The sequence below is a fragment of the Sphingopyxis sp. genome (assembly GCF_025869345.1).
Lineage (GTDB): Bacteria > Pseudomonadota > Alphaproteobacteria > Sphingomonadales > Sphingomonadaceae > Sphingopyxis.
The window spans coordinates 13,597-37,085 of record NZ_JAOZVW010000031.1 but is presented as its reverse complement, the minus strand read 5'-3'; the positions used below and the strand labels follow the sequence as shown (position 1 = coordinate 37,085).

Genomic DNA, 23,489 nt, shown 5'->3' with positions numbered 1-23,489 from the left:
CGGCGGGTGGACAATCCTTCCTCCCCGCCGACGGGCGTGCTGCCGCTTTCGACGCGGTTGCTCTATGGCTCGGGCACGATCGCGTTCGGGATCAAGGATCATGGCTTCAACGCGCTTTTGATGCTGTTCTATAACCAGGTCGTCGGGCTTCCCGCAGCCTGGGTGGGGTCGGCGATCATGATCGCGATGATCGCCGATGCGCTGTTCGATCCGTTGCTGGGCCAATATTCGGACAATGTCCGGACGCGCTGGGGGCGCCGCCACCCCTTTATGTATGCGGCGGCGCTGCCGATCGCGCTCTCCTATCTCCTGCTTTGGATGCCGCCCGGCATGGCGCACGGCGCGCAATTCGCATGGCTGGTCGCCACCGCGATTCTCGTGCGTTTCTCGATCAGCCTCTACGAAATCCCATCGACCGCGCTGCTCGCCGAATTCACCAGCGACTATGACGAACGAACCAGGCTCGTCGCCGCGCGCTTTTTCTTCGGCGTGTGCGGCGGCATCGCCATGACGGTGCTGACCTTCGGCTATTTTCTGCGACCGACCGCCGCGCAGCCTGTCGGCCACCTGAACGCGGGCGGCTATGTCACCTATGCCTGGGTCGCGGCGGCGATCATGATGCTAGCGGTGCTTATCTCGACGCTCGGGACGCAGAAGGAAATATTGAAACGCCCGCTGCTCCCCCCGGCGCCGAAGGTTCCGGCCGGACGGATGCTGCGCGAGATGCTGGGCATATTGGTGCACCCCGCCTATATTTCGATCCTGCTCGCCAGCCTGTTCTTCGCCGTCGCGTCGGGTCTCAACCTGTCGCTCGCCGTCTATTTCTCGACCTATTTCTGGGAATTGAGCGCCAGCCAGATCGCCACCGTGGCGTCGACCGCGATCGTCGGTATCCTGCTGGCTTTTGTCGTGGTGCTGCCGCTGTCGGCGCGGTTCGGCAAGAAGCCGGCGGCGATGCTGATGTTCGGTCTGTCGCTGATTTCCAGCGTCGTGCCCCTGATTCTGCGCCTTGCCGGCCTGTTCCCGGCCAACGGCGATCCGCTGCTGCTGTGGTTGCTGATGGGGCAATTCTCATTCGGGATGATGACGACCATCGCGGGCGGCATCCTGGCGGTGTCGATGGTTGCCGACGTGACCGACCAGATCCGGCTCGAAACCGGCCGTCGGTCCGAAGGCCTGCTGTTCTCCGCCGCAACCATGGTCAACAAGGCGATATCGGGCATGGGAATCATGCTCGCCGGGCTCTTGCTCGCCTTCGTCCAATTCCCGCAGAATGCACAGCCCGGCCATGTCGCCGCCGATACGCTCCGGAATCTGGCGAGCATCTATATAGCGGTGCTGTCAATCGCGACCGTCATCGCGATCATCTGCCTCGCTTATTATCCGATCAATCGATCGCGCCATCTGGAAAATATCCGGCAATTGGGCGCGGCGGCGGCGGAATGATCGGGCGAGCCTCGGCGCGGATTCCAAGGGTGTTTACGCATCGGAAGCTTATCCGGCGGCTTCCCGTCACTTGAACGCGCCTGCTATCCTGGAAACTCCCGCCCAATCGGGACAGACGCTAGGCATCGATGCTGGTCTTGAGGTCCCCGTGGACCAGCCCGCCATCGACCGCGATCGTGTCGCCGACGACATAGTCGCCCGCCTTCGACGCGAGGAAGATCGCGGCGCCCGCCATATCCTCAGGGTTGCCGATGCGCTTGACCGGAATGCTTTTTGCGACCGCGTCGCCATGGTCGCGCGCGGCCTTGTTCATGTCCGACTGGAAAGCACCCGGCGCGATCGCGGTGACGATGATGTTGTCGGTTACCAGCCGCGCGGCGAGGCGCTTGGTGAGATAGAGAATCGCCGCCTTCGACGCGTGGTAGCTGTAGGTCTCCCACGGATTGAGGCGCATGCCGTCGATCGAGCCGATGTTGATGATCTTGGCCGGACGCTCGGCCGTGCCCGCGGCCTTGAGCAGGCCGTGGAGCGCCTGCGTGAGGAAGAAGGGCGATTTGACGTTGATGTCCATCACCTTGTCCCAGCCCGCCTCGGGGAAGCCCTCGAACGGCTCGCCCCACGCGGCGCCCGCGTTGTTGACGAGGATGTCGAGCCGTTCCTCGCGCGCTTCGAGCTCCTTGGCGAGCGCGCGGCAACCCTCGACGGTCGAGAGGTCGACGGGAAGCCCGATCACCTTGCCCGGATAGCGCGTTTCGAAGTCGGCGACGGCTTCCTCGATCTGCGCACTCTTGCGCGCCGAGATGTAAACGCGCGCGCAGCCCGCGGCGAGATAGCCCTCGACGATCATCTTGCCGATCCCGCGCGATCCGCCGGTGACGAGCGCGATGCGGCCGTCGAGGCCGAACATGTCAGTGAGGTTCATTGCTTGGGGCTCCTCTTAAAGCCCCTCTCCTTCAGGGGAGGGGTTGGGGTGGGGTTTATCGGGGTAGCGTAAGGTTGCGAGACCCCACCCCCGGCCCCTCCCCTGAAGGGGAGGGGTGAAAGAGATTAGTACCCGTTCATCCGCGCGACCTGGTCGATGTGATAATGCACGTCGCCCATATATTCCGCCAGCGCGCGGTCGCGTTTCATGTAGAGGCCGATGTCATATTCGTCGGTCATGCCGATGCCGCCGTGCATCTGCACGCCTTCGCGCACCGCGAGGTTGGCGGCGCGACCCGCCTTCGCCTTGGCGACCGACACCATCAGCTTCGCGCCCTCGCTGCCTTCGTCGAGCAGTTGCTGCGCCTTCATCACCGTGGCGCGCGCGACCTCCATTTCGCCATAGAGATGTGCGGCGCGGTGCTGGAGGCCCTGGAACTCGCCGATCAGCTTGCCGAACTGCTTGCGTTCCTTGAGGTAGGTGACGGTCCGGTCCATCGCGCCCTGCCCGACGCCGACCATCTCGGCCGCCACGCCGGTGCGCGTCGCGGCGAGCAAAGCGTCGAGAATCTCGCCCCCCGCGTCGACCTCGCCGATCACCGCGTCGGCATCGACCTCGACGCCGTCGAGCGCGACGTGGCTCGCGAGGCTGCTGTCCACGAGGCGGCGCGGGTCGGCGGTCAGGCCCTTGGCGTCCTTCGGCACCGCGAACAAGGTGATGCCGCCGTCGGTCTTCGCCGCGACGATGCTCATGTCGGCGACATGGCCGTGGAGGACGAAGCTCTTCTTGCCGTCGAGGCGGAAGCCGTTCCCGGCGCGTGTCGCGGTGGTCGCGATGCGGTCGGGGCGGTGCTTGGCGCCTTCGTCGATCGCGAGCGCGACGATCGCTTCGCCGCTGGCGATCGCGGGGAGCCAGCGGCCTGCCTGCGTGCCGCCCGCCTTCGCGAGCGCGGCCACCGCGCCGACGCTGGTCGACAGGAAGGGCGACGGGGTCAGGTTGCGGCCGATTTCCTCGAGCACGATGCCTGCCTCCATATGCCCCATGCCGAGCCCGCCATGCGCCTCGGGAACGAGCATTCCGGGCAGGCCCATTTCGGTGAACTGCGCCCAGAGGTCGCGCGAGAAGCCGGTCGCATCAGCCTCGTCGCGTAGCTTGCGGAGGTGCGCGACGGGAGCCTGTTCGGCCACGAAGGGCGCGACGCTGTCCTTGAGCATCGCCTGGTCGTCATTGTGATAGAGCGGCATGGATCAGGCTCCGGGCAGGTCGAGGATACGTTTGGCGATGACGTTGAGCATGACTTCGCTCGTCCCGCCTTCGATCGAATTGGCCTTGGTGCGCAGCCAGGTGCGCGCGCGGGCGCCGCCCTTGCTCTCCTCGCTGTCCCATTCGAGCGCATCGCTGCCGCCGCCCGCCATGACCAGCTCGTGGCGGCGCTTGTTGAGCTCGGTGCCGACATATTTCATCATGTTCGACGACGCGGGATGCGCACGGCCGGTCTTCCACATATCCATGAAGCGCTCGCCCATCGCGCGATAGGCGAAGACATCGACGTCGAACGCCGCCATCTCGGCACGCAGGATCGGATCGTCGAGCTCGCCATGATCGTTCTTGCCGATCGCTTTGGCGAAGGCGCCGCCGATGCTGACCATATCGCCGCCCGCGCCGCCGCCCGAGATCATCTCGCGTTCGTGGCCGAGCAGATATTTGGCGACGTCCCAGCCGCGGTTGATTTCGCCGACGAACTGCGTCTTGGGCACCGCGACATCGTCGAAGAAGGTTTCGCAGAAGGGCGAGTTGCCGCTGATCAGCAGGATCGGCTTGGTCGTGACGCCCTTGCTCTCCATGTCGAAGAGCATGAAGGTGATGCCCTGATATTTATTCGCCTTGTCGGTGCGGACGAGGCAGAAAATCCAGTCGGCCTTGTCGGCGTAGCTGGTCCAGATCTTCGACCCGTTGACGACCCAGTGATCGCCCTTGTCCTCGCCGAAGGTCTGCAAGGACACGAGGTCGCTGCCCGAGCCGGGTTCGCTATAGCCCTGGCACCAGCGGATTTCGCCGCGCGCGATCTGGGTGAGGTAATGGACCTTCTGCTCCTCGGTGCCGAATTTGAGCAGCGCCGGGCCGAGCATCCAGATGCCGAAGCTGTCGAGCGGCGAGCGCGCGTTGATGCGCTTCATTTCCTGCTTGAGGATCTTGGTCTCTTCGGGCGAGAGGCCGGCGCCGCCATAGGCTTTCGGCCAGTCGGGGACGGTGTAGCCCTTCGATACGCAGGCTTCGAGCCATTGCTTCTGGGCGTCGTTCTTGAACACCCATTTGCGGCCGCCCCAGCAGACGTCGCCTTCGTCGCGGACGGGCTCGCGCATTTCGGGGGGACAGTTAGCTTCCAGCCACGCGCACACTTCGGCGCGGAAGGCGTCCAGATCGCTCATCGTCAAGGCTCCTCTTCTGATCCGCAAATTAGGGGGATTCGCCAGCTTTACGCAAGCGTCAACTTGGGCACGCGAACCTGCCGTTACGGTGCCGTAGCGTCCGATTGCCCGCCGTTGACGGGGGCTGCTTCGCGCCTAAGCTAGGTGGCAAAAGAAAACGGGAGCAGAGATATGCGATTCGCAGGCAAGGTCGCCGTCGTCACCGGCGCGGCATCGGGCATCGGCAAGGCGGCGGTGCTGAAACTCGCGGGCGAAGGCGCCCATGTCTTCGCCGCCGATATCGACGAAGCGGGTGGGAAAGCACTCGCCGCCGCGTCGAACGGCAAGATCGATTTCGTCCGCTGCGACGTCACCGTGCCGAGCGACATCGAGGCGTTGATGAACGCCGCCGCCGAAAAGGCGGGCGGGATCGACATCGTCTTCAACAACGCCGCCGCGGGCGGCGACCGCGCCCCGATCGACGAGATCACGCCCGAGGGGTGGGACCGCTCGATGGACCTGATCCTGAAATCGGTCGCGATGGGCATCCGCTACGCCAGCCCGCACATGAAGGGGCGGAAAGGCGCGAGCATCGTCAACACCGCGAGCGTCGCGGCGCTCGGCGCGGGCTATTCGCCGACCGCCTATGCCGTCGCCAAGGCGGGGGTTCTCCACCTGACCAAGGTGGCGGCGACCGATCTTGCGCAATATGGCATCCGCGTGAACGCGATCTGCCCCGGCTTCATCAACACCAATATCTTCACCTCGTCGCTCGAAGTGCCCGACGCGAGCAAGGACGCGGCGAAGGCTATCATCGCCGACATGAGCGCGCACGCGCAGCCGGTCGCGCGCGGCGGCCAGCCCGAGGATATCGCCAACGCCGTCGCCTATCTGGCGAGCGAGGACAGCTCGTTCATGACCGGCACGCATATGCTCGTCGACGGCGGGCTGACGATCGGCCAGCGCCACGCCTGGGACCCCGAGGCGCCGGGAATGTTCGACGCGCTGACCGCGATGGAGGAAGCCGCCAAGGCCGGAACCGCCGCGTGAGTGCCGACACGCCGCCGCAGACGCGGCTGCCGCTGGGCCTCAAGCTCTATCACGGGCTCGGCAGCGTCGCCTATGGCGTCAAGGACAACGGCTTTTCGACCTTCCTGCTGATCTTCTACAGCCAGGTGGTCGGGCTCGACGCGAGTCTGGTGTCGCTCGCGCTGATGTTCGCGCTGCTCGCCGACGCCTTCGTCGATCCGCTGATCGGCTATTTCTCCGACCGCACCTACACGCGCTGGGGACGCCGCCATCCGTGGCTCTATCTCGCACCGCTGCCGCTCGGGCTCGCGTGGATGCTGCTGTGGTCGCCGCCCGCCGATCATACGCATATCTTTGCCTATCTGGTCGTGGTCGCGATGCTGGTGCGGACGCTCGTTTCGTGCTGCGAAGTGCCGTCGCAATCGCTCGTCGCCGAACTGACGAGCGACTATGACGAACGCACCGCGCTCGTCCGCTTTCGCTTCCTCTTCGCCTGGGGCGGCGGGCTGCTCGTCTTCTTCCTCGCCAACACCGTCTTCCTGCGCGCCGACGCGACGCACGAATTCGGCCAGCTCAACCCGTCCGGCTATTGGCTCTATGGCCTCTGCGGCGCGCTGATCATGGGGGTGACGGTGATCGTCTCGGCGCTCGGCCAGCATCGCCGCGTCGCGCACTGGCCGGCAACGAAACCCGAGCCCGCATCGCCGAAACAGGCCTTTGCCGAGATTTTCGAGGCGCTGCGCCATCCCGCCGCGCTGATCCTGCTCGGCGCATCGCTGATCGCGATTTCGAGCACGCAGATGACCTTCACCATCTCTAACTTCCTCTATCTTTATGTCTGGCGCTTTTCCGAAGGCGCCTTCGCGGCGCTGCCATGGCTGCTGATGGTGAGCGTGATGATCGCCTTCGTGGTCGTGCAGCCGCTCCATCACCGCTTCGGCAAGAAGAAGGTCGCGGTGGTGTGCGGGGTGATCAGCACAATCTTCTGGACCGTGCCTTTCGCACTGTTCCTGTCGGGGCATTGGCCGGCGATCGGATCGACCTTTTCGAGCAATCTGCTGATGGCCTTCATCCTTATATCGAACGTCAATGCGGTGATGGTGATGATCTCGGGCCAGTCGATGCTCGCCGACGTCGTCGAGGCGTCGCAGGTCGAGACCGGACGCCGCACCGAGGGAATTTTCGCCGCCGGCTGGATGTTCGTCCAGAAATGCGCGACCGCGGTCGGCATCGGGCTGACCGGCCTGCTGATCAGCCTGTCGGGGCTGCCGTCGAAGGCGGTTCCGGGTCAGGTCGCACCCGAGGTGATCGACTGGCTCGTGGTCAGCTACAGCCTGATCGTCGTCGTCGCGACGGTCGCCTCGACCTGGACCTTCGCGCGCTTTCCGATCAACCGCGCCGACCATGAAGCGCGGGTCGCGGCGTTGGCCGCGTCGGAAGCCGCCGGTCTGCAATGACCGCTACCGCATCAACCGCCCCGCTGCCGACGCGGATCAAGCTCGCGCATGGGCTCGGCAGCGTCACCATGGGCGTGAAGGAGGCGGGGCTCACCACCTTCTTCATGATCTATTACAATCAGGTGCTCGGCTTCGACCCGCGGGTCGTGTCGCTGGTGCTGATCGGCGCGATGCTGGTCGATGCGCTCGTCGATCCGCTGATCGGGCGGCTGTCCGACGCGACGCGGACGCGGCTCGGGCGGCGACTGCCGTGGCTCTATGGCGCGGCGCTGCCGATGGCGATCGCCTGGGCCTTGCTCTGGGTCTCGCCCGACATCGCCCGGCATTCGACCATCGGCCTGATCCTCAACGTCGTCGCGGTGCGCGTGCTCGTTTCGGCGTGCGAGATTCCGTCGGTGTCGCTCGTCGCCGAACTGACGCGCGATTATGACGAGCGCACGACGCTGATGCGCTTCCGCTTCCTGTTCGGCTGGCTCGGCGGGCTGCTCGCGGTCGCGCTCGCCTATGGCTATTTCCTGAAATCGGACGATCCGGCGCGCAGCGGCCTGCTCGATCCGTCGGGCTATGCCGCCTTCGGCCTGTTCGGCGCGGCGCTGATCCTCGTCTCGACGCTCGGCTCGGCAGCCGGGCAGCAGCGACGCATCCTGGCGCTGCCGCCGCCGCCCGTGCAGGCGCACGGCGCATCGATGCTGACCGACATCGCGCTCGCCTTTCGCAATCCCGCCTTCATCGCGCTGGCGAGCGGGGCGCTGTTCGTCGTCACCGGCTATGCGACGACGATCGCCGCGACCAATTACACGATGCTCTATATCTGGCGGCTGAGCGACGATCAGCTCGCCCTCTATCCGATCGGCCTCGCGGTCGCGGTGTTCGGCGCCTTCGCCGCGGTGGGCCTCGCGCACCGCCGCTTCGGCAAGCGCGATACGGCAATCGCCGCGGTGCTGTTCAGCGGCGCGGTCGCCTTCCTGCCCTATGCGGCGCGCAACCTCGGCTGGTGGCCCGAACTCGGCGGCTGGCCATCGATGGCGCTGCTCCTCACCCTCCAGACCATTTCGCTGTTCGGGCTGGTCGTCGGCCATATCTCCTGCTCGTCGATGGTCGCCGAGATCGTCGAGGCGCACGAGATCGACCATGGCACGCGGATCGAAGGCGTCTTTTTCGCCGGCTATCTGATGACCCAGAAATTCGGCCAGGCGCTGGGCATCTTCACCGTCGGCCAGCTCGTCGCCTATGTCGGGCTCGGCGAGCGCGTGCGGCCCGAGGACTGGCCCGCGAGCGCCGCGGCAACGATGGGCTGGGTCTTCGCAGGACTGATGATTTTGATCGCGATCATGGCGGCCGCCGGGCTGCGCCGCTATGCGATTGACCGGGCCGGCCACGAGGCCCGGCTCGCCGCGCTCGCCGGCAGGACGGATGAAGCGCCGCGGCCGTAACGGAGGATTGCGCGACTCGCCGCGCGGGGGCAACTTTCTACGCGGCGGGACTTGGCAAGGCGGGCGAATCGGTCCAAGGGTTTACGTAAACGTAAAGGGAAAGGAACGCAGATGGATTTCGATCTCACCGACCGGCAGCAGCATTGGCAGGGCCGGGTGCGCGAGTTCATCGAGCGCAAGGTGCGTCCCGCCGTTCCGACCTATAAGCAACAGGACGAGGCGGGCGACCGCTGGAAGGTGATCCAGATCGTCGAGGATCTGAAGGCCGAGGCGAAGGCGGCGGGGATCTGGAACCTGTTCATGCCCCCGCGCAGCGGCGCGCACCACCATGTCGACGAGACGTTCGAATTCGAAGGCCCCGGCCTCACCAACCTCGAATATGCGCTCTGCGCCGAGGAGATGGGGCGCGTCGGCTTCGCGAGCGAGGTGTTCAACTGCTCGGCGCCCGACACCGGCAATATGGAGGTGTTCCACCGCTACGGCACGCGCGCGCAGAAGGATAAATGGCTCGGGCCCCTGATGAACGGCGAAATCCGCTCGGCCTTCCTGATGACCGAGCCGCAGGTCGCCTCGTCCGACGCGACGAATATCGAGACGCGGATCGCGCGCGACGGCGATGATTATGTGATCAACGGCACCAAATGGTGGTCGTCGGGTGCGGGCGATCCGCGCTGCAAGGTCGCGATCGTGATGGGCAAGACCGACTTCGAGGCGAAGCGCCACGCGCAGCAGTCGATGCTCGCGGTGCCGATGGACACGCCCGGCATCCACATCAAGCGCCACCTGCCGGTCTTCGGCTATGACGACGCGCCGCACGGCCATATGGAGATCGAGCTCAAGGACGTGCGCGTCAATGCCGAGGACGCGATGCTGCTCGGTGCGGGGCGCGGCTTCGAGATCGCGCAGGGGCGCCTCGGGCCGGGTCGCATCCACCATTGCATGCGCACGATCGGCGTCGCCGAGGAAGCGCTGGAAAAGATGTGCAGGCGGCTCCAGTCGCGCACCGCCTTCGGCAAGACGATCGCCGAGCACAGCATCTGGGAACAGCGCATCGCCCGCGCGCGCATCGATATCGAGATGACGCGCCTGCTCTGCCTCAAGGCCGCCGACATGATGGACAAGGTCGGCAACAAGTCGGCGGCGGCCGAGATCGCGATGATCAAGGTGCAGGCGCCGAACATGGCGCTGCAGATCATCGACGACGCGATCCAGGCGCATGGCGGCGGCGGCGTGTCCGAAGATTTCGGTCTCGCCAAGGCCTATGCGCACCAGCGCACGCTGCGCCTCGCCGACGGGCCCGACGAGGTCCACGCGCGCGCGATCTCGCGCATCGAGCTGGCAAAGCATTCGCCCGCCAGCGATCCCGGCTTCTCGTCGGGGGACATCGGGGTTTCGCGCTAGCCTCCCCTCCCGCTTGCGGGAGGGGCCGGGGGAGGGCCTGTTCCGCTTCGAGTTCGACATGCCCTCCCCTAACCCTTCCCGCGAGCGGGAGGGGGACCAAATGGAGATTTTGATGACCAAAGCCGCCGTCCTGATCGAACCGGGCAAACCGCTGCAGATCGAAGAGATCGTCGTCGACAAGCCCGGCCCGCACGAGGTGCGCATCCGCACCGCCGCCTGCGGCCTCTGCCATTCGGACCTGCATTTCATCGACGGCGCCTATCCGCACCCGCTGCCCGCGATTCCGGGCCATGAGGCGGCGGGGATCGTCGAGGCGGTCGGCAGCGAGGTGCGCACGGTGAAGCCGGGCGATGCGGTCGTCACCTGCCTCAGCGCCTTCTGCGGCCATTGCGAATTTTGCGTCAGCGGCCGCATGTCGCTGTGCATGGGCGGCGACACGCGCCGCCCCGTCGGATCGGCGCCGCGCATCACGCGTCCCGACGGGTCGCCGGTCAACCAGATGCTCAATCTCTCGGCCTTCTCGGAGGTGATGCTGGTCCACGAACATGCCTGCGTCGCGATCGACCCCGACATGCCGCTCGACCGCGCCGCGGTGATCGGCTGCGCGGTGACGACGGGCGCGGGGACGATCTTCAACGCCTGCAAGGTGACGCCGGGCGAGACGGTCGCGGTCGTCGGCTGCGGCGGCGTCGGGCTCGCGACGATCAACGCCGCGAAGATCGCAGGCGCGGGGCGCATCATCGCCGCCGACCCGGTTCCCGAAAAGCGCGCGCTGGCGCAGAAGCTGGGCGCCACGGATGTGGTGGACGCGCTCGCCGACGATGCCGCGAAGCAGATCGTCGAGCTGACGAAGGGCGGCGTCGATCATGCGATCGAAGCGGTCGGGCGTCCGGCCTCGGCGAGTCTCGCGGTCGCCTCGCTTCGCCGCGGCGGCACCGCGACGATCCTCGGCATGATGCCGCTTTCGGAAAAGGTCGGGCTCGGCGCGATGGACCTGCTCTCGGGCAAGAAATTGCAGGGTGCGATCATGGGCGGCAACCGCTTCCCGGTCGATATTCCGCGCCTCGTCGATTTCTACCTGCGCGGGCTGCTCGACCTCGACAGCATCGTCGCCGAAACGATTCCGCTCGAAAAGATCAACGAAGGGTTCGACAAGATGAAGAAAGGCGATGCCGCGCGGTCGGTGATCGTGTTCGACCAATGACGACGGGACTCGACGCGCAAAAGCTGTTCAGCGGCACCGTCGCCCCCGAAGGCGACGACCTCCTCGACGAAGCGAAGCTGACGGCGTGGATGGAAGCGAATGTCGCGGGCTTTCAGGGGCCGCTGACGCAGGGCAAGTTCGCCGGCGGCCAGTCGAACCCGACCTACAAGATTTCGGCGCCGTCGGGCAATTATGTCCTCCGCCGCAAGCCCTTCGGGCCGCTGCTGCCCTCGGCGCACGCGGTCGACCGCGAATATAAGGTGCAGGCCGGCCTTCATAAGGTCGGCTTTCCGGTCGCGCGCCAATATGGACTTTGCACCGACGACAGCGTGGTCGGAAGCTGGTTCTATGTCATGGGGATGGTCGACGGCCAGACGATCTGGGACGGATCGATGCCCGGTTCGAAGCCCGAGAATCGCCGCGCGACCTATGATGCGATGATCGACACGCTCGCCGCGCTGCACAATGTCGATGTCGAGGCGGCGGGGCTGTCGGACTTCGGCAAGCCCGGCAATTATTTCGGCCGCCAGGTCGATCGCTGGACCAAGCAGTACAAGCTGTCCGAGACCGAGACGATGGACGAGATGGAGCGGCTGATCGCCTGGCTGCCCGCGACCCTGCCCGAACAGACGCGCACCAGCGTCGTCCATGGCGATTATCGCATCGACAATATGATCTTCGCGAAGGACCGGCCCGAGGTTCTCGCGGTGCTCGACTGGGAACTGTCGACGCTCGGCGATCCGCTCGCCGATTTCACCTATGTGGCGATGGCGTGGGTGACCGAGAATGGCGGGCGCTCGGGGGTTCAGGACCTCGACCGCGCCGCGCTCGGCATTCCCGAGCTCGACGAGGTGGTCGAGCGCTATTGCGCCGCCACCGGCCGCGACGGCGTGCCCGACATGAACTGGTATTTCGCCTATAATTTCTTCCGCCTCGCCGGGATCATGCAGGGGATCAAGAAGCGCGTCATCGACGGCACCGCCTCATCGGCGCACGCCAAGGCGATGTCCGAACGCGTCCTGCCGCTCGCCCAGCGCGCGTGGGACTTTGCAAGGAAGGCCGGAGCATGAGCTTGTTCGACATGACGGGTCAGGTCGCGCTGATCACCGGATCGTCGCGCGGCATCGGCAAGGCGATCGCCGAGGCGATGGCCGAGCAGGGCGCCAAGGTCGTGATCTCGAGCCGCAAGCAGGACGCGTGCGAGGCCACGGCGGCCGAGATCAACGCGCGCTTCGGCGACGACACCGCGATCGCGGTTCCGGCGAATATCTCGTCGAAGGAGGATTTGCAGGCCCTCGTCGATACGACGCGCAAGAGCTTCGGCAAGATCACAGCGCTCGTCTGTAACGCCGCGTCGAACCCCTATTACGGCCCCGGCCTCGGTATCGCCGACGAGCAGTTCCGAAAGATCATGGACAATAATATCCTGTCCAACCACTGGCTGATCAGCATGGTCGCGCCCGAAATGGTCGAACGCGGCGAAGGCGCGATCACGATCATCAGCTCGATCGGCGGACTCAAGGGGTCGCCGATCATCGGCGCCTATTGCATCTCGAAGGCCGCCGACATGCAGATGGCGCGCAACTATGCGGTCGAGCTGGGCGAGGCCGGCGTGCGCGTCAATTGCATCGCTCCGGGCTTGATCCGCACCGACATGGCGCGCGCGCTCTGGGAGAATCCCGAGAATCTGCGCCGCTCGACCGCCGCCTCGACGCTGAAGCGAATCGGCGAACCGCACGAGATCGCGGGCGCCGCGGTCTTCCTCGCCAGCAAGGCGGGGGCATTCACCACCGGCCAGACCATCGTCTGCGATGGCGGGGCCACGATTTCGGGAGGCGCATGATGGGCGCATTGGACGGCAAGATCGCGATCATCACCGGCGCGGGCAGCGGCATCGGCCGCGCCAGCGCGCTGCGCTTCGCCGCCGAGGGCGCGAAGCTCGTCATCGGCGACAAGACGGCGGCGGTGCACGACACCGCCAAGGCGGTGAAGGACGCGGGCGGCGAGGCCGTCGCGCTGGAGATCGACGCCGGGGTCGAGGCCGACGTCGCGAAGCTCGTCGCCACCGCGAAGGAAAGCTATGGCGGCCTCGACGTCGCCTTCGCCAACGCCGGGATCATCGGCGACATGGGCGGCATCTTCGATTTCGACCCCGCCGCGTGGGCCGAAACGCTGCGCGTCAACCTGATCGGCCCGGCGCTGATGGTGAAGCACGCCGGGAAAGCGATGGTCGATCAGGGCCGCGGCGGCGCGATCGTCCTCACGGCCAGCGTCGCGGGGCTCAATTCGGGCGCGGGTCCGGGCGCCTATTCGGCGTCGAAGGCGGGCGTGATCAACCTCGCCAAGGTCGCGGCGCAGCAGCTTTCGACGAGCGGCGTGCGCGTCAATGCCGTCTGTCCCGGCCTGACGGAGACCGGGATGACCAAGCCGACCTTCGATTATGCGCGCGCCAAGGAGGTCACGCACAAGCTCGGCCAGCTCAATCCGCTCCGCCGCGCCGCGCAGCCCGAGGAGCTGGCGAACGTCGCGCTCTTCCTTGCCAGCGATCAGGCGAGCTATGTCAACGGACAGGCGATCGCGGTCGACGGCGGCCTCACCAGCTCGCACCCGGTTACGCGCCAGCTTCTGGGCCAGACCTCGCACTAAGCAGGAGTGTCTAAGGAAAGGATTTGGCGATGCAGTATCGGCAGCTCGGCGACAGCGGGATCGAGGTTTCGGCGATCTGCCTCGGCAGCTGGCTGACCTATGGCGCCGGGGTCGATGACAGCGCGGGCCGCGCCTGTATCGATGCGTCGTTCGATGCCGGCATCAATTTCATCGATACCGCGAACGTCTATGGCCGCGGCGCGGCGGAGAGCTTCCTCGGCGATGTGCTGAAGGGCCGGCCGCGCGATAGCTATGTGCTCGCGACCAAGCTCTTCTTCCCGATGACCGAGAGCGACAAGGGGCTGTCGGCCGCGCAGGTGGCGAAGCAGATCGACGCGAGCCTGACGCGCCTCCAGACCGACCATGTCGACCTCTACCAATGCCATCGCTACGACCCCGACACCCCGCTCGAAGAGACGATGGAAGCGCTGAGCGCGGTCGTGCGCAGCGGCAAGGCGCGCGCGATCGGCTTTTCCGAATGGGCGCCCGAACAGATCGAGGCGGCGCTCGCGCTGGCGCCGCCATCAGTCAAATTCGTGTCGAGCCAGCCGCAATACAGCCTGCTCTATCGCCGCGCCGAAAAGAGAGTCATCCCGATCAGCATCGCGAACGGCATCGGCCAGATCGTCTGGTCGCCGCTTGCGCAGGGCGTGCTCAGCGGCAAATACCGCCCCGGCGCCGCGCTGCCCGAGGGAAGCCGGGCGACGAGCGACGACGCGCATTATATGCAGCAGTTCCTGACCGGCCCGGTGCTCGAAGCGGTGCAGAGCCTGAAATCGGTCGCCGACAAGGCGGGTTGCTCGCTGGCGCAGCTTGCGATCGCCTGGGTGCTCGCGCAGCCCGGCATCACGAGCGCGATCGTCGGGGCGAGCAGGCCCGACCAGCTTCGCGAAACCGCCAGGGCGGCCGACCTCGCGATCGACCCGGCGCTGCTCGCCGAAGCCGCCGCCATTCTCGAAGGAGTCCGCATTTCGTGAGTCATGGTTTTGATGCAAAGCGGCTCGGCCGCATTCCCGCTTTCCTGCAGGCGAAATATGTCGATAGCGGCCGCCTGCCGCACGCGGCGACTTTGGTGTCGCGGCGCGGCGAGATCGCGCATCTGTCTTGCATCGGCGAAGCGCGGCCGGGCGAAGCGCTGAAAGAGGATGCGATCTTTCGCATCGCCAGCATGACCAAGCCGATCACCAGCATCGCCTTCATGATGCTGCTCGAGGAAGGCAAGGTTGCGCTGTCCGATCCGCTGGTGAAGTTCTGCCCCGAGTTCAGGGACACCGGGGTCTTCGTCGCGGGCGGCGGCAACGTCCCCTTCCTGACGCGGCCACCGGTGCGCCCGATCCTGATGGTCGATCTGCTCCGCCACACCTCCGGGCTGACCTATGGTTTTCAGGAGCGCACGCCCGTCGACGCCGCCTATCGCAAGACCAAGATCGACGATTTCGACGCCGCCTTCACGATGGACAGCTTCATCGAGGGACTGGCGAAGATTCCGCTCCAGTTCGACCCCGGCGCGCACTGGAATTATTCGATGGCGACCGACGTGCTCGGCGCGGTGATCGAGCGGATCGAGGGCAAGCCTTTTGCCCAGGTCCTGCAGGAACGCGTCTTCGGTCCGCTCGGCATGGCCGATACGGGCTTTAAGGTGCCCGCCGACCAGCAGCACCGGCTGACCGATGCCTATGCCTTTCACCCGAAGGACAAGATGCAGCAGTTCGACGGCGGCGACCGCAGCCGCTGGGCCAAGGACCGCAGCTTCCATTCGGGCGGCGGCGGGCTCGCCTCGACGCTCCACGACTATCACCGTTTCTGCCTGATGCTGCTCGGCGGCGGCAAGCTCGGCGACACGCGGATCATCAGCCGCAAGACGCTGGACTTGATGACGTCGAACCACCTCGTCGGCGGCGGCGACCTGACCCAGCACAGCGTCGGCATCTTTTCGGAGGACGAGAATGCCGGGGTCGGCTTCGGCCTCGGCTTTGCGGTCACGCTCGATCCGGCGGCCGCGGGGATTCCGGGCTCGGCGGGCGATTTCTACTGGGGCGGCATGTTCTCGACCGGCTTCTTCGTCGATCCGGTCGAGGAGATTTGCATGGTGTTCATGACCCAGCTCATGCCTTCCTCCACCTATCCCGTGCGGCGCGAGGTCAAGACGCTCGTCCACGCCGCGATCGACGACTGATTTTTACGATTTTCCAGACCAAGGAGTTCTCCCATGTCCGATGAAACCCCCGTCAGCGTGACGATGCAGAAGGACGGCGACGTCGCCGTCGTCGTCGTCAACAATCCCCCGGTGAACGCGCTCTCGTGGCACGTCCGCCAGGGCCTGAAGGATCATTTCGAGGCCGCGCTCGCCGACGATGGCGTCAAGGCGATCGTGCTGCGCTGCGATGGCGGCACCTTCATCGCCGGTGCCGACATCAGCGAATTCGGAAAAGCCCCGCGCGGGCCCGATTTCAACGCCGTGCTCAACATGATCGAGGCAGCGTCGAAACCCGTCGTCGCCGCGATCCACGGCACCGCGCTCGGCGGTGGGCTCGAAACCGCGCTCGTCTGCCACTATCGCGTTGCGGTGCCCTCGGCCAAGCTCGGCGTGCCCGAGGTCAAGCTCGGCCTGCTCCCGGGCGCGGGCGGCACGCAGCGCCTGCCGCGCGTCGTCGGGGTCGAAGCCGCGGCGACGATGACCTCGCTCGGCGAACCGCTTCCCGCCGCCAAGGCGAAGGAGCTCGGCCTGGTCGATGAACTGGCGGGTGAGGACAGCCTCGCCGCCGACGCGATCGCCTTTGCGCGCGCGAAGATCGCCGACGGCCCGCGCCCGACGCGCGAACGCACGGTGTTCGGCGACGTCGCGGTGATCGAGCAGCTCAAGACCGCCAACGCCAAGCGCTGGCGCGGCTTCGAGGCGCCCTATGCCAATCTCGCCTGCGTCGAGGCGGCGACGCGGCTGCCCTTCGACGAAGGTCTGGCGTTCGAGCGCGAGCAGTTCATGAAGCTGATGATGGGCAGCCAGTCGGCGGCGCAGCGCCACATCTTCTTCGCCGAGCGTCAGGCCGCGAAGATCGACGGCCTGCCCAAGGACATCAAGCTGCGCGACATCAAGCATGTCGGGATCATTGGCGCCGGCACGATGGGCGGCGGCATCATGATGAACTTCCTGCAGAAAGGCTTTCGCTGCACGATCGTCGAAATGCAGCAGGAGGCGCTCGACCGCGGGCTCGGCGTCGTACGCAAGAATTACGACGCCTCGGCCGCGAAGGGCCGCTTCAAGCCCGAACAGGTCGACCAGATGATGGGGCTGATCACCCCCGCGCTCGAACTCGATGCGCTCGCCGACTGCGACCTGATCATCGAGGCGGTCTATGAGGATATGGGCGTCAAGAAGGAGATCTTCGGCAAGCTCGACAAGATCGCCAAGCCCGGCGCGATCCTCGCCTCGAACACCAGCTATCTCGACGTCAACGAGATCGCGGCGTCGACCAGCCGCCCCGGCGACGTGCTTGGCATGCACTTCTTCTCGCCCGCCAATGTGATGAAGCTGCTCGAGGTGGTGCGCGGCGACAAGACCGCCGACGATGTGCTCGCGACCGCGATGGCCGTTGGCAAGAAGATCGGCAAGGTCGCGGTCGTCGCTGGCGTCTGCCACGGCTTCATCGGCAACCGGATGCTCGCACCGCGGCAGATCGAAGCGCAGAAGCTGCTGCTCGAAGGCGCGACGCCGCAGCAGGTCGACAAGGTCCATGTCGATTTCGGCATGCCGATGGGCCCGTTCCAGATGAGCGACCTTGCCGGCGTCGACATCGGCTGGCACCGCGATCCCAACCGGATCGAGAGCATCCGCGACGCGCTCTGCGCCGAGGGCCGCTGGGGACAGAAGAAGCAGGCGGGCTTCTACGACTATGACGAGAAGCGCACCCCCACGCCGAGCGCGCGGGTCGAGGAGATCATCGACGAGTTCCGCAAGAAGGCGGGGGTCGAAAAGCGCGCGATCACCGATCAGGAGATCATCGAGCGCACCCTCTATCCGATGGTCAACGAGGGCGCGCTGATCCTCGCCGAAGGCAAGGCGCAGCGCGCGAGCGATATCGATGTCGTGTGGATCTATGGCTATGGCTGGCCGGTCTATCGCGGCGGCCCGATGTTCTGGGCCGGCATCGAAGGCACCGACAAGATCGCCGCGGCGCTGGAAAACCACGGTTTCGAGGTTGCCCCGCTGCTGAAGGAAAAGGCGGCGGCGAAAGCGGGATTCTAAGCGTTCTTCCGCATATAAAAGTGAGGCCGCCTGTCCCGATGCGGGGCAGGCGGTCTTTCTTTTACCAGAGAAGCGCCTTCGATCCTGCCGGATTCTTGTGATTCAGGGTTAATATGGTGGCCATGACTGCCGTTACGGCGATCATGATCGCCATGCACCTGATCGCCGCCCTGTTTCTCGCCGGAAGCGCTACGCCGCCGCCTGTCCCGGCGCCCCGGGCGACAGCGGCCGGCGTCGCGCGGGCGCGCATCCTGGCCCCCGCCGAGGTGCGGCGCGTGGGCGATCGGCTGGAGATTCGGACCGGCGACCGCCGCGCGCCGACGCAACTTCATCGCACCGAGCGCCGCGATGGCGGCGAGACGGCGGATTTCTATTGACTCCCGTCATCCCGGCGAAGGCCGGGATCTGGCCGGGTCGTCATGATCCAAGGTCGAGATTCCGGCCTTCGCCGGAATGACGATTATGATTGAAGCGTCTGGATGATCGCCGAGAAATCGCGGTGGTCGGTATCGGCCGCGACGAAGGCCTCGTAGAGTTCGCGTGCCTTCGACCCCATCGGGACGTCGGCGTCGACGCTCGCCGCGGCCTCCATCGCGAGGCGCAGGTCCTTGAGCATCAGCGCCGCGGCGAAGCCGCCCTTGTAATCATTGTCGGCGGGGGTCGTCGGTCCAACCCCGGGGAGCGGCGCGTAGCTGGTCAGCGACCAGCATTGCCCCGACGAGACGCTGGCGATGTCGAAGAAGGTCTGCGGATCGAGCCCGAGCTTCTGCGCGAGCGCGAGCGTTTCGCACGTCGCGATCATCGACGCGCCGAGCAGCATGTTGTTGCAGATCTTCGCGCCCTGTCCCGCGCCCGCGCCGCCGGCATGGATCACCGCCTTGCCCATCTTCGCGAGGATCGGTTCGGCGCGCGCAAAGCCTTCACCGGTGCCGCCGACCATGAAGGTCAGCGTGCCCGCATTGGCGGCGGCGATGCCGCCCGAGACCGGCGCATCGACCGCGACGAAGCCTTTCGCCGTCGCCGCCTCGATATTCGACCGTGCGGTCGCGACGTCGATCGTCGAGCAGTCGAGCAGCAAGGTGCCCGGCGCGGCGTTCGGGAAGACGTCGCTTTCGTATACGCCGGCGACATGCTTGCCCGCGGGGAGCATCGTCACTACCGCCTCGGCGCCGGTGACGGCGTCGGCGGCCGATGCGGCGCGAGTGCAGCCGGCTTCGACCGCGCGCCCGAGGGCTTCCTCGCTGAGGTCGAAGGCGCGGACGTCGTGGCCCGCCTTGGCGAGGTTCGCGGCCATCCCGCCGCCCATGTTCCCAAGTCCGATGAAAGCGATTTTCATAATTTCTCTCCGTCGCCCTCTCCCCTTCAGGGGGAGAGGATATGGAGGCTTGGCGCGGAGCGCCTAGCCGGAGTTGGAGAGGGGCCTGCTTCTTGCCATCCCCCCTCTCCCAACCCTCTCCCCTGAAGGGGAGAGGGCTAAAGAGCTAGCGCCCCTTCCACACGCCTTCGCGCTTTTCGATGAAGGCAGCCATGCCTTCGGCCTTGTCCTCGGTCGCGGCGAGAATCTGGAACAGGCGGCGTTCGTATATAATGCCCTGGTCCAGCGTGGTTTCGAACGCGGCATTGACCATGTCCTTGTTCACCATCGCGGCCATCGGCGGCATGGCGGCGATCGTCGCGGCGGTCTTCACCGCCTCGTCGACCAGCGTCTCGTGCGTGACGACGCGTGCGACGAGCCCCGAACGTTCGGCCTCGGCGGCGTCCATCATCCGGCCGGTGAGGCACATCTCCATCGCCTTCGCCTTGCCGACCGCGCGGGTCAGCCGCTGCGACCCGCCCATTCCCGGCGCGACGCCGAGCTTGATTTCGGGCTGGCCGAATTTCGCTTTCTCCGACGCGATGATGAAATCGGCCATCATCGCCAGTTCGCAGCCGCCGCCCAAGGCAAAACCGTTCACAGCGGCGATCCAGGGTTTGCGGACCTTCTTCACGAAATCGCTCGTCCATTTCGCGAAGAAATCCTCAAGGTAGAAATCGGCGGCGGGCTTGTCGGCCATCTCCTTGATGTCGGCGCCCGCGGCGAAGGCCTTGTCGCCCGATCCGGTGAGCACGGCGCAGCGCTGATCGGGGGCGGCCTCGAAGGCCGCGAAGGCTGCGATCAGATCGTCGAGCACCGACGAGTTGAGTGCATTCAACGCCTGCGGGCGGTTCAATGTCACCAGCGTGACGGCGCCGCGCTGTTCGATAAGGAGGGTTTCGTAGGTCATTCCAGCAGTCTCCGGATTATCGTCATGCCGGACTTGATCCGGCATCCCGCTTTGCGACGTCGAAGAAGCGGGACCCCGGATCAAGTCCGGGGTGACGAAGAGTGGGTGGCAAGATCAGGTAAGCGGCGTCCATTCCTTATCCGCCGGCAACGGCGCGAAGATTGCGTCGATCCAGGCGTCGGTGACCGCCTCGGGGGTCGGCGGGTCCCATTTCGGGCTGTTGTCCTTGTCGATGATCAGCGCCCGGACGCCTTCGATGAAGTCGTGCATCGCGACGACATGGCTGCCGATCGCATATTCCTGGCGCATCTGGCTCGCGAAGTCGGGCATCGCGCCGCCTTCCTTGAGCTGGCGCAGCGCGACCTTGCAGGTCTGCGGGCTCTTGCCGTGCAGGACACCAAGTTCCTTCAACGCCCATTCGCCGCCATCGGCCTCGAGCGCGGCGAGAATATCCTCATAGCGGTCGCTGGCGAACAGGCGGTTGATCCGGTCGATCTGTCCGGTGATCGCGGCGGGCGGCGCGGTGACCGACAGTTCGCCCAATATGCCGCCGATGCGGTCCGGATGCTGCGCGATGCGTTTCTTCGCTTCGGCGAGCTTTTCGGACGGCAGATAATGGGTGGCAAGGCCGAGCGCGAGGCATTCGGCGCCATCGAGCCGCGCGCCGGTGAGCGCGAGAAAGACGCCGACGCGCCCTTCGAGCCGCGGCAAATACCAGCCGCCGCCGACGTCGGGGAACAGGCCGATCCCGGTCTCGGGCATCGCGAAGCGTGTATGCTCGGTCGCGACGCGATAGGGCGCGGGCTGCGAAATGCCGACCCCGCCGCCCATCGTTATGCCGTCCATGAAGGCGACGACCGGCTTGGGATAGGTGAAGAGCAGATGGTTGAGGCGATATTCGGTGTGGAAGAAGGCGCGCGCCTCCTTCCCGTCTTTCGCGCCGCTTTCCGCGAGCATGCGGATATCGCCGCCGGCGCAGAAGCCACGCCCCTCGCTATGGTCGATGATCACCGCCTCGACGGCGCCATCCTCGCGCCACCCGACGAGCGCGTCGATCATCGCCTCGCACATCGGCAGGTTGAGCGCGTGGATCGCCTTGGGGCGATTGAGCGACAGGCGGCCGACGCGGCCATCGGTGCTGATCAGAACATCTTCGGTCATTGGCGCAGCAGATCCCTTCCCACGATCATCCGCATCACCTGATTGGTGCCTTCGAGGATCGAATGGACGCGCAGGTCGCGCCAGAAGCGCTCGATCGGATAATCCTTCAAATAGCCGTAGCCGCCGAACAATTGCAGCGCGTCGTTGACGATCCTGCTGCCGTTGTCGGTCGCGAGCCGCTTCGCCATCGCCGAGAAGCGCGACTTGTCGGGGGCGTTGGCGGTGACCTTCGCCGCCGCGAGATAGAGCAAGGCGCGCGACGCTTCGAGGTCGGTCGCCATGTCGGCGAGCATGAACTGGGTGTTCTGGAAATCGGCGATCGGCTGGCCGAACTGCTGGCGGTCCCTGGTGTAGGCGATCGCCTCGTCGAGGCAGCGCTGCGCGCCGCCCAGCGAGCAGGCGCCGATGTTGAGCCGCCCGCCGTCGAGCCCCGCCATCGCGAAGCGGAAGCCGTCGCCCTCGGCCCCGACCAGATTTTCGGCGGGCACGCGGCAATCCTCGAAGATCACCTGCGCGGTCGGCGAGGCGTTCCAGCCGAGCTTCTTCTCGGGCGCGCCGAAGCTCAGGCCCGGCGTATCCTTTTCGATGACGAGGCAAGAGATGCCTTTCGACTTCTCATCGCCGGTGCGAACCATGCAGACATAGATGTCGTTCGTGCCCGCGCCCGAAATGAACTGCTTGGTGCCGTTGAGCACATAATGGTCGCCGTCCTTTTTCGCGGTCGTCTTGAGCGCCGCGGCGTCCGACCCCGAACCCGGTTCGGTCAGGCAATAGCTCGCGATCTTCTCCATGCTCACGAGCTCGGGCAGGAAGCGCGCCTTGATCTCTGCGCCGCCGAAGCGGTCGATCATCCAGGTTGCCATATTGTGGATCGAGACATAGGCGCTGGTTGCGGGGCAGCCATAGGCCATCGCCTCCATGATCAGCGCCGCCTCGAGCCGGCCGAGCCCGATGCCGCCCGACTCCTCGGCGACGTAGATGGCGCCGAAACCGAGCTCGCCCGCCGCCTTCCACACGTCGACGGGATAATGATGCGTCTCGTCCCATTCGGCCGCGAAGGGCGTGATGCGATCGGCGGTGAATTTACGCGCCATGTCCTGAATGGCGAGTTGGTCGTCGGTAAGCTGGAACTGGTCGGTCATATCTTTTTCTCTGTCGTCATGCTGGCGAATCCGGAAGGATGGCCTCGGCCTCGATCTCCACTTTCCACTCGGGGCGGATCAGCGCGGGGATGACGATCATCGTCGCGGCGGGGCGGATGTCCTTGAATATCGCGCCATGGGCATGGCCGACACGGTCGGCATCGGCGGCGTCGGTGATGTACATGCGGGTGCGCACGACGTCGGCGAAACTGCCGCCGAGCGCTTCGAGCGCTTCGCCGATGATCGCAAGGCAGCGCGCCGCCTGCGCCCCGGCGTCGCCGGGGGTCGACGAACCATCGGGCTCGATCGGCGCGCAGCCGGCGACGTCGATGCGGCGGCCCACTCGAACCGCGCGGCTATAGCCGTAGAGCGGTTCGAACGGGGATGCGGAACTATGATTGCGGCGCGAAGCGTCAGCCACAGGTGACCTGCGTGATCTTGTACGCATCGTCGTACATCACATTCACCCGGTCCTGCCGGTAATCCATCGTCATCGCCGAACGCGGCGGCCCCCAGCGCAGCGTGCGCGCGCCGGTCGCCTTGACGATCGCGCCGCCCAGTTCCGGCGTCGCGGTCTGACCGACGAAGCTCGCGCCCGCATCGGCGTTGCACGTCATGGCGGCGGTCGGCGGCGGGGTCGATTCGGCGGGGCCTTCGCCGCCTGCACAGGCGGCTAGGGGCAGGGCGGCAGCGGCGATTGCGAGCAGGCGAATGTCCATCGTGAATCTCCCTT

General features: G+C 66.0%; 22 protein-coding genes. 13 read left to right on the top strand and 9 right to left on the bottom strand.

Annotated features, from left to right (window positions below):
- Positions 1-6 precede the first annotated feature (6 nt).
- The gene (locus OJI97_RS03670) at positions 7-1,446 is read left to right on the top strand and encodes an MFS transporter (RefSeq protein ID WP_297661211.1); all 1,440 of its coding nucleotides are present in this window, start codon (positions 7-9) and stop codon (positions 1,444-1,446) included.
- A 118-nt stretch (positions 1,447-1,564) separates the two neighbouring features.
- On the opposite strand, the gene OJI97_RS03665 is transcribed toward OJI97_RS03670, so the two are convergent.
- The 3 genes from OJI97_RS03665 to OJI97_RS03655 form a co-directional block, all read right to left on the bottom strand.
- Positions 1,565-2,368, bottom strand: coding sequence for an SDR family oxidoreductase (locus OJI97_RS03665; protein WP_297661209.1), 804 nt, complete (start codon positions 2,366-2,368; stop codon positions 1,565-1,567).
- A gap of 125 nt (positions 2,369-2,493) precedes the next feature.
- The gene (locus OJI97_RS03660) at positions 2,494-3,612 is read right to left on the bottom strand and encodes an acyl-CoA dehydrogenase family protein (protein WP_297661207.1); all 1,119 of its coding nucleotides are present in this window, start codon (positions 3,610-3,612) and stop codon (positions 2,494-2,496) included.
- Between the two features lie 3 nt (positions 3,613-3,615).
- Positions 3,616-4,797, bottom strand: a complete 1,182-nt coding sequence (locus OJI97_RS03655; RefSeq protein WP_297661205.1) for an acyl-CoA dehydrogenase family protein — start codon at positions 4,795-4,797, stop codon at positions 3,616-3,618.
- Between the two features lie 171 nt (positions 4,798-4,968).
- On the opposite strand from OJI97_RS03655, the gene OJI97_RS03650 reads away from it, so the two are divergent.
- From OJI97_RS03650 to OJI97_RS03595, 12 genes are all read left to right on the top strand, one after another.
- Entirely contained in the window at positions 4,969-5,826 is an 858-nt protein-coding gene (locus OJI97_RS03650; RefSeq protein WP_297661204.1) for an SDR family NAD(P)-dependent oxidoreductase, read from the top strand.
- Positions 5,823-7,262 (top strand): MFS transporter, encoded by a 1,440-nt coding sequence (locus OJI97_RS03645; protein ID WP_297661203.1) that lies wholly within the window; start codon positions 5,823-5,825, stop codon positions 7,260-7,262. Before OJI97_RS03650 ends, OJI97_RS03645 begins: the two co-directional genes overlap by 4 nt.
- On the top strand, positions 7,259-8,695 hold the full coding sequence (locus tag OJI97_RS03640; protein WP_297661202.1) for an MFS transporter: 1,437 nt from the start codon (positions 7,259-7,261) through the stop codon (positions 8,693-8,695). Before OJI97_RS03645 ends, OJI97_RS03640 begins: the two co-directional genes overlap by 4 nt.
- 111 nt (positions 8,696-8,806) lie before the next feature.
- On the top strand, positions 8,807-10,096 hold the full coding sequence (locus tag OJI97_RS03635) for an acyl-CoA dehydrogenase family protein (RefSeq protein WP_297661201.1): 1,290 nt from the start codon (positions 8,807-8,809) through the stop codon (positions 10,094-10,096).
- Positions 10,097-10,208: 112 nt separating this feature from the next.
- The gene (locus OJI97_RS03630; protein ID WP_297661200.1) at positions 10,209-11,300 is read left to right on the top strand and encodes a Zn-dependent alcohol dehydrogenase; all 1,092 of its coding nucleotides are present in this window, start codon (positions 10,209-10,211) and stop codon (positions 11,298-11,300) included.
- Positions 11,297-12,370 (top strand): phosphotransferase family protein, encoded by a 1,074-nt coding sequence (locus OJI97_RS03625; protein WP_297661198.1) that lies wholly within the window; start codon positions 11,297-11,299, stop codon positions 12,368-12,370. Before OJI97_RS03630 ends, OJI97_RS03625 begins: the two co-directional genes overlap by 4 nt.
- Positions 12,367-13,143: an SDR family NAD(P)-dependent oxidoreductase gene (locus OJI97_RS03620; protein ID WP_297661196.1), complete on the top strand. Its 777-nt coding sequence runs from the start codon at positions 12,367-12,369 to the stop codon at positions 13,141-13,143. Before OJI97_RS03625 ends, OJI97_RS03620 begins: the two co-directional genes overlap by 4 nt.
- Positions 13,143-13,946: an SDR family NAD(P)-dependent oxidoreductase gene (locus tag OJI97_RS03615; RefSeq protein ID WP_297661275.1), complete on the top strand. Its 804-nt coding sequence runs from the start codon at positions 13,143-13,145 to the stop codon at positions 13,944-13,946. Before OJI97_RS03620 ends, OJI97_RS03615 begins: the two co-directional genes overlap by 1 nt.
- A gap of 29 nt (positions 13,947-13,975) precedes the next feature.
- Positions 13,976-14,923: an aldo/keto reductase family protein gene (locus OJI97_RS03610; protein ID WP_297661194.1), complete on the top strand. Its 948-nt coding sequence runs from the start codon at positions 13,976-13,978 to the stop codon at positions 14,921-14,923.
- Positions 14,920-16,122: a serine hydrolase gene (locus tag OJI97_RS03605; protein ID WP_297661192.1), complete on the top strand. Its 1,203-nt coding sequence runs from the start codon at positions 14,920-14,922 to the stop codon at positions 16,120-16,122. The genes OJI97_RS03610 and OJI97_RS03605 overlap by 4 nt, the downstream gene beginning before the upstream one ends.
- A gap of 33 nt (positions 16,123-16,155) precedes the next feature.
- On the top strand, positions 16,156-18,189 hold the full coding sequence (locus OJI97_RS03600) for a 3-hydroxyacyl-CoA dehydrogenase NAD-binding domain-containing protein (RefSeq protein WP_297661190.1): 2,034 nt from the start codon (positions 16,156-16,158) through the stop codon (positions 18,187-18,189).
- A gap of 113 nt (positions 18,190-18,302) precedes the next feature.
- Positions 18,303-18,566 (top strand): hypothetical protein, encoded by a 264-nt coding sequence (locus OJI97_RS03595; RefSeq protein WP_297661188.1) that lies wholly within the window; start codon positions 18,303-18,305, stop codon positions 18,564-18,566.
- Positions 18,567-18,649: 83 nt separating this feature from the next.
- Here the strand turns inward: OJI97_RS03595 and mmsB are convergent, their stop codons facing one another.
- From mmsB to OJI97_RS03565, 6 genes are all read right to left on the bottom strand, one after another.
- Positions 18,650-19,525, bottom strand: a complete 876-nt coding sequence (gene mmsB / locus OJI97_RS03590; RefSeq protein WP_297661186.1) for a 3-hydroxyisobutyrate dehydrogenase — start codon at positions 19,523-19,525, stop codon at positions 18,650-18,652.
- 145 nt (positions 19,526-19,670) lie between these two features.
- A complete protein-coding gene (locus OJI97_RS03585; protein ID WP_297661184.1) occupies positions 19,671-20,453 on the bottom strand; it encodes an enoyl-CoA hydratase-related protein in 783 nt (260 codons plus the stop codon).
- A gap of 114 nt (positions 20,454-20,567) precedes the next feature.
- Positions 20,568-21,614, bottom strand: coding sequence for an enoyl-CoA hydratase/isomerase family protein (locus tag OJI97_RS03580; RefSeq protein ID WP_297661182.1), 1,047 nt, complete (start codon positions 21,612-21,614; stop codon positions 20,568-20,570).
- Positions 21,611-22,756 carry an acyl-CoA dehydrogenase family protein gene (locus OJI97_RS03575; RefSeq protein ID WP_297661180.1) on the bottom strand — a complete coding sequence of 382 codons (1,146 nt, stop codon included), beginning with the start codon at positions 22,754-22,756 and terminating at the stop codon, positions 21,611-21,613. Before OJI97_RS03575 ends, OJI97_RS03580 begins: the two co-directional genes overlap by 4 nt.
- A gap of 16 nt (positions 22,757-22,772) precedes the next feature.
- The gene (locus OJI97_RS03570; RefSeq protein WP_297661178.1) at positions 22,773-23,177 is read right to left on the bottom strand and encodes a RidA family protein; all 405 of its coding nucleotides are present in this window, start codon (positions 23,175-23,177) and stop codon (positions 22,773-22,775) included.
- Positions 23,170-23,475, bottom strand: a complete 306-nt coding sequence (locus tag OJI97_RS03565) for an I78 family peptidase inhibitor (RefSeq protein ID WP_297661176.1) — start codon at positions 23,473-23,475, stop codon at positions 23,170-23,172. Before OJI97_RS03565 ends, OJI97_RS03570 begins: the two co-directional genes overlap by 8 nt.
- Between the last annotated feature and the right edge of the window lie 14 nt (positions 23,476-23,489).

Excerpts from the sequence above, each read along its gene's own strand:
- OJI97_RS03665 (WP_297661209.1), bottom strand. The coding sequence starts at position 2,368 with ATGAACCTCACTGACATGTTCGGCCTCGACGGCCGCATCGCGCTCGTC.
- OJI97_RS03660 (WP_297661207.1), bottom strand. The coding sequence starts at position 3,612 with ATGCCGCTCTATCACAATGACGACCAGGCGATGCTCAAGGACAGCGTC.
- OJI97_RS03655 (WP_297661205.1), bottom strand. The coding sequence starts at position 4,797 with ATGAGCGATCTGGACGCCTTCCGCGCCGAAGTGTGCGCGTGGCTGGAA.
- OJI97_RS03650 (WP_297661204.1), top strand. The coding sequence starts at position 4,969 with ATGCGATTCGCAGGCAAGGTCGCCGTCGTCACCGGCGCGGCATCGGGC.
- OJI97_RS03640 (WP_297661202.1), top strand. The coding sequence starts at position 7,259 with ATGACCGCTACCGCATCAACCGCCCCGCTGCCGACGCGGATCAAGCTC.
- OJI97_RS03635 (WP_297661201.1), top strand. The coding sequence starts at position 8,807 with ATGGATTTCGATCTCACCGACCGGCAGCAGCATTGGCAGGGCCGGGTG.
- OJI97_RS03630 (WP_297661200.1), top strand. The coding sequence starts at position 10,209 with ATGACCAAAGCCGCCGTCCTGATCGAACCGGGCAAACCGCTGCAGATC.
- OJI97_RS03625 (WP_297661198.1), top strand. The coding sequence starts at position 11,297 with ATGACGACGGGACTCGACGCGCAAAAGCTGTTCAGCGGCACCGTCGCC.
- OJI97_RS03620 (WP_297661196.1), top strand. The coding sequence starts at position 12,367 with ATGAGCTTGTTCGACATGACGGGTCAGGTCGCGCTGATCACCGGATCG.
- OJI97_RS03615 (WP_297661275.1), top strand. The coding sequence starts at position 13,143 with ATGGGCGCATTGGACGGCAAGATCGCGATCATCACCGGCGCGGGCAGC.
- OJI97_RS03610 (WP_297661194.1), top strand. The coding sequence starts at position 13,976 with ATGCAGTATCGGCAGCTCGGCGACAGCGGGATCGAGGTTTCGGCGATC.
- OJI97_RS03600 (WP_297661190.1), top strand. The coding sequence starts at position 16,156 with ATGTCCGATGAAACCCCCGTCAGCGTGACGATGCAGAAGGACGGCGAC.
- OJI97_RS03595 (WP_297661188.1), top strand. The coding sequence starts at position 18,303 with ATGGTGGCCATGACTGCCGTTACGGCGATCATGATCGCCATGCACCTG.
- mmsB (WP_297661186.1), bottom strand. The coding sequence starts at position 19,525 with ATGAAAATCGCTTTCATCGGACTTGGGAACATGGGCGGCGGGATGGCC.
- OJI97_RS03585 (WP_297661184.1), bottom strand. The coding sequence starts at position 20,453 with ATGACCTACGAAACCCTCCTTATCGAACAGCGCGGCGCCGTCACGCTG.
- OJI97_RS03580 (WP_297661182.1), bottom strand. The coding sequence starts at position 21,614 with ATGACCGAAGATGTTCTGATCAGCACCGATGGCCGCGTCGGCCGCCTG.
- OJI97_RS03575 (WP_297661180.1), bottom strand. The coding sequence starts at position 22,756 with ATGACCGACCAGTTCCAGCTTACCGACGACCAACTCGCCATTCAGGAC.
- OJI97_RS03565 (WP_297661176.1), bottom strand. The coding sequence starts at position 23,475 with ATGGACATTCGCCTGCTCGCAATCGCCGCTGCCGCCCTGCCCCTAGCC.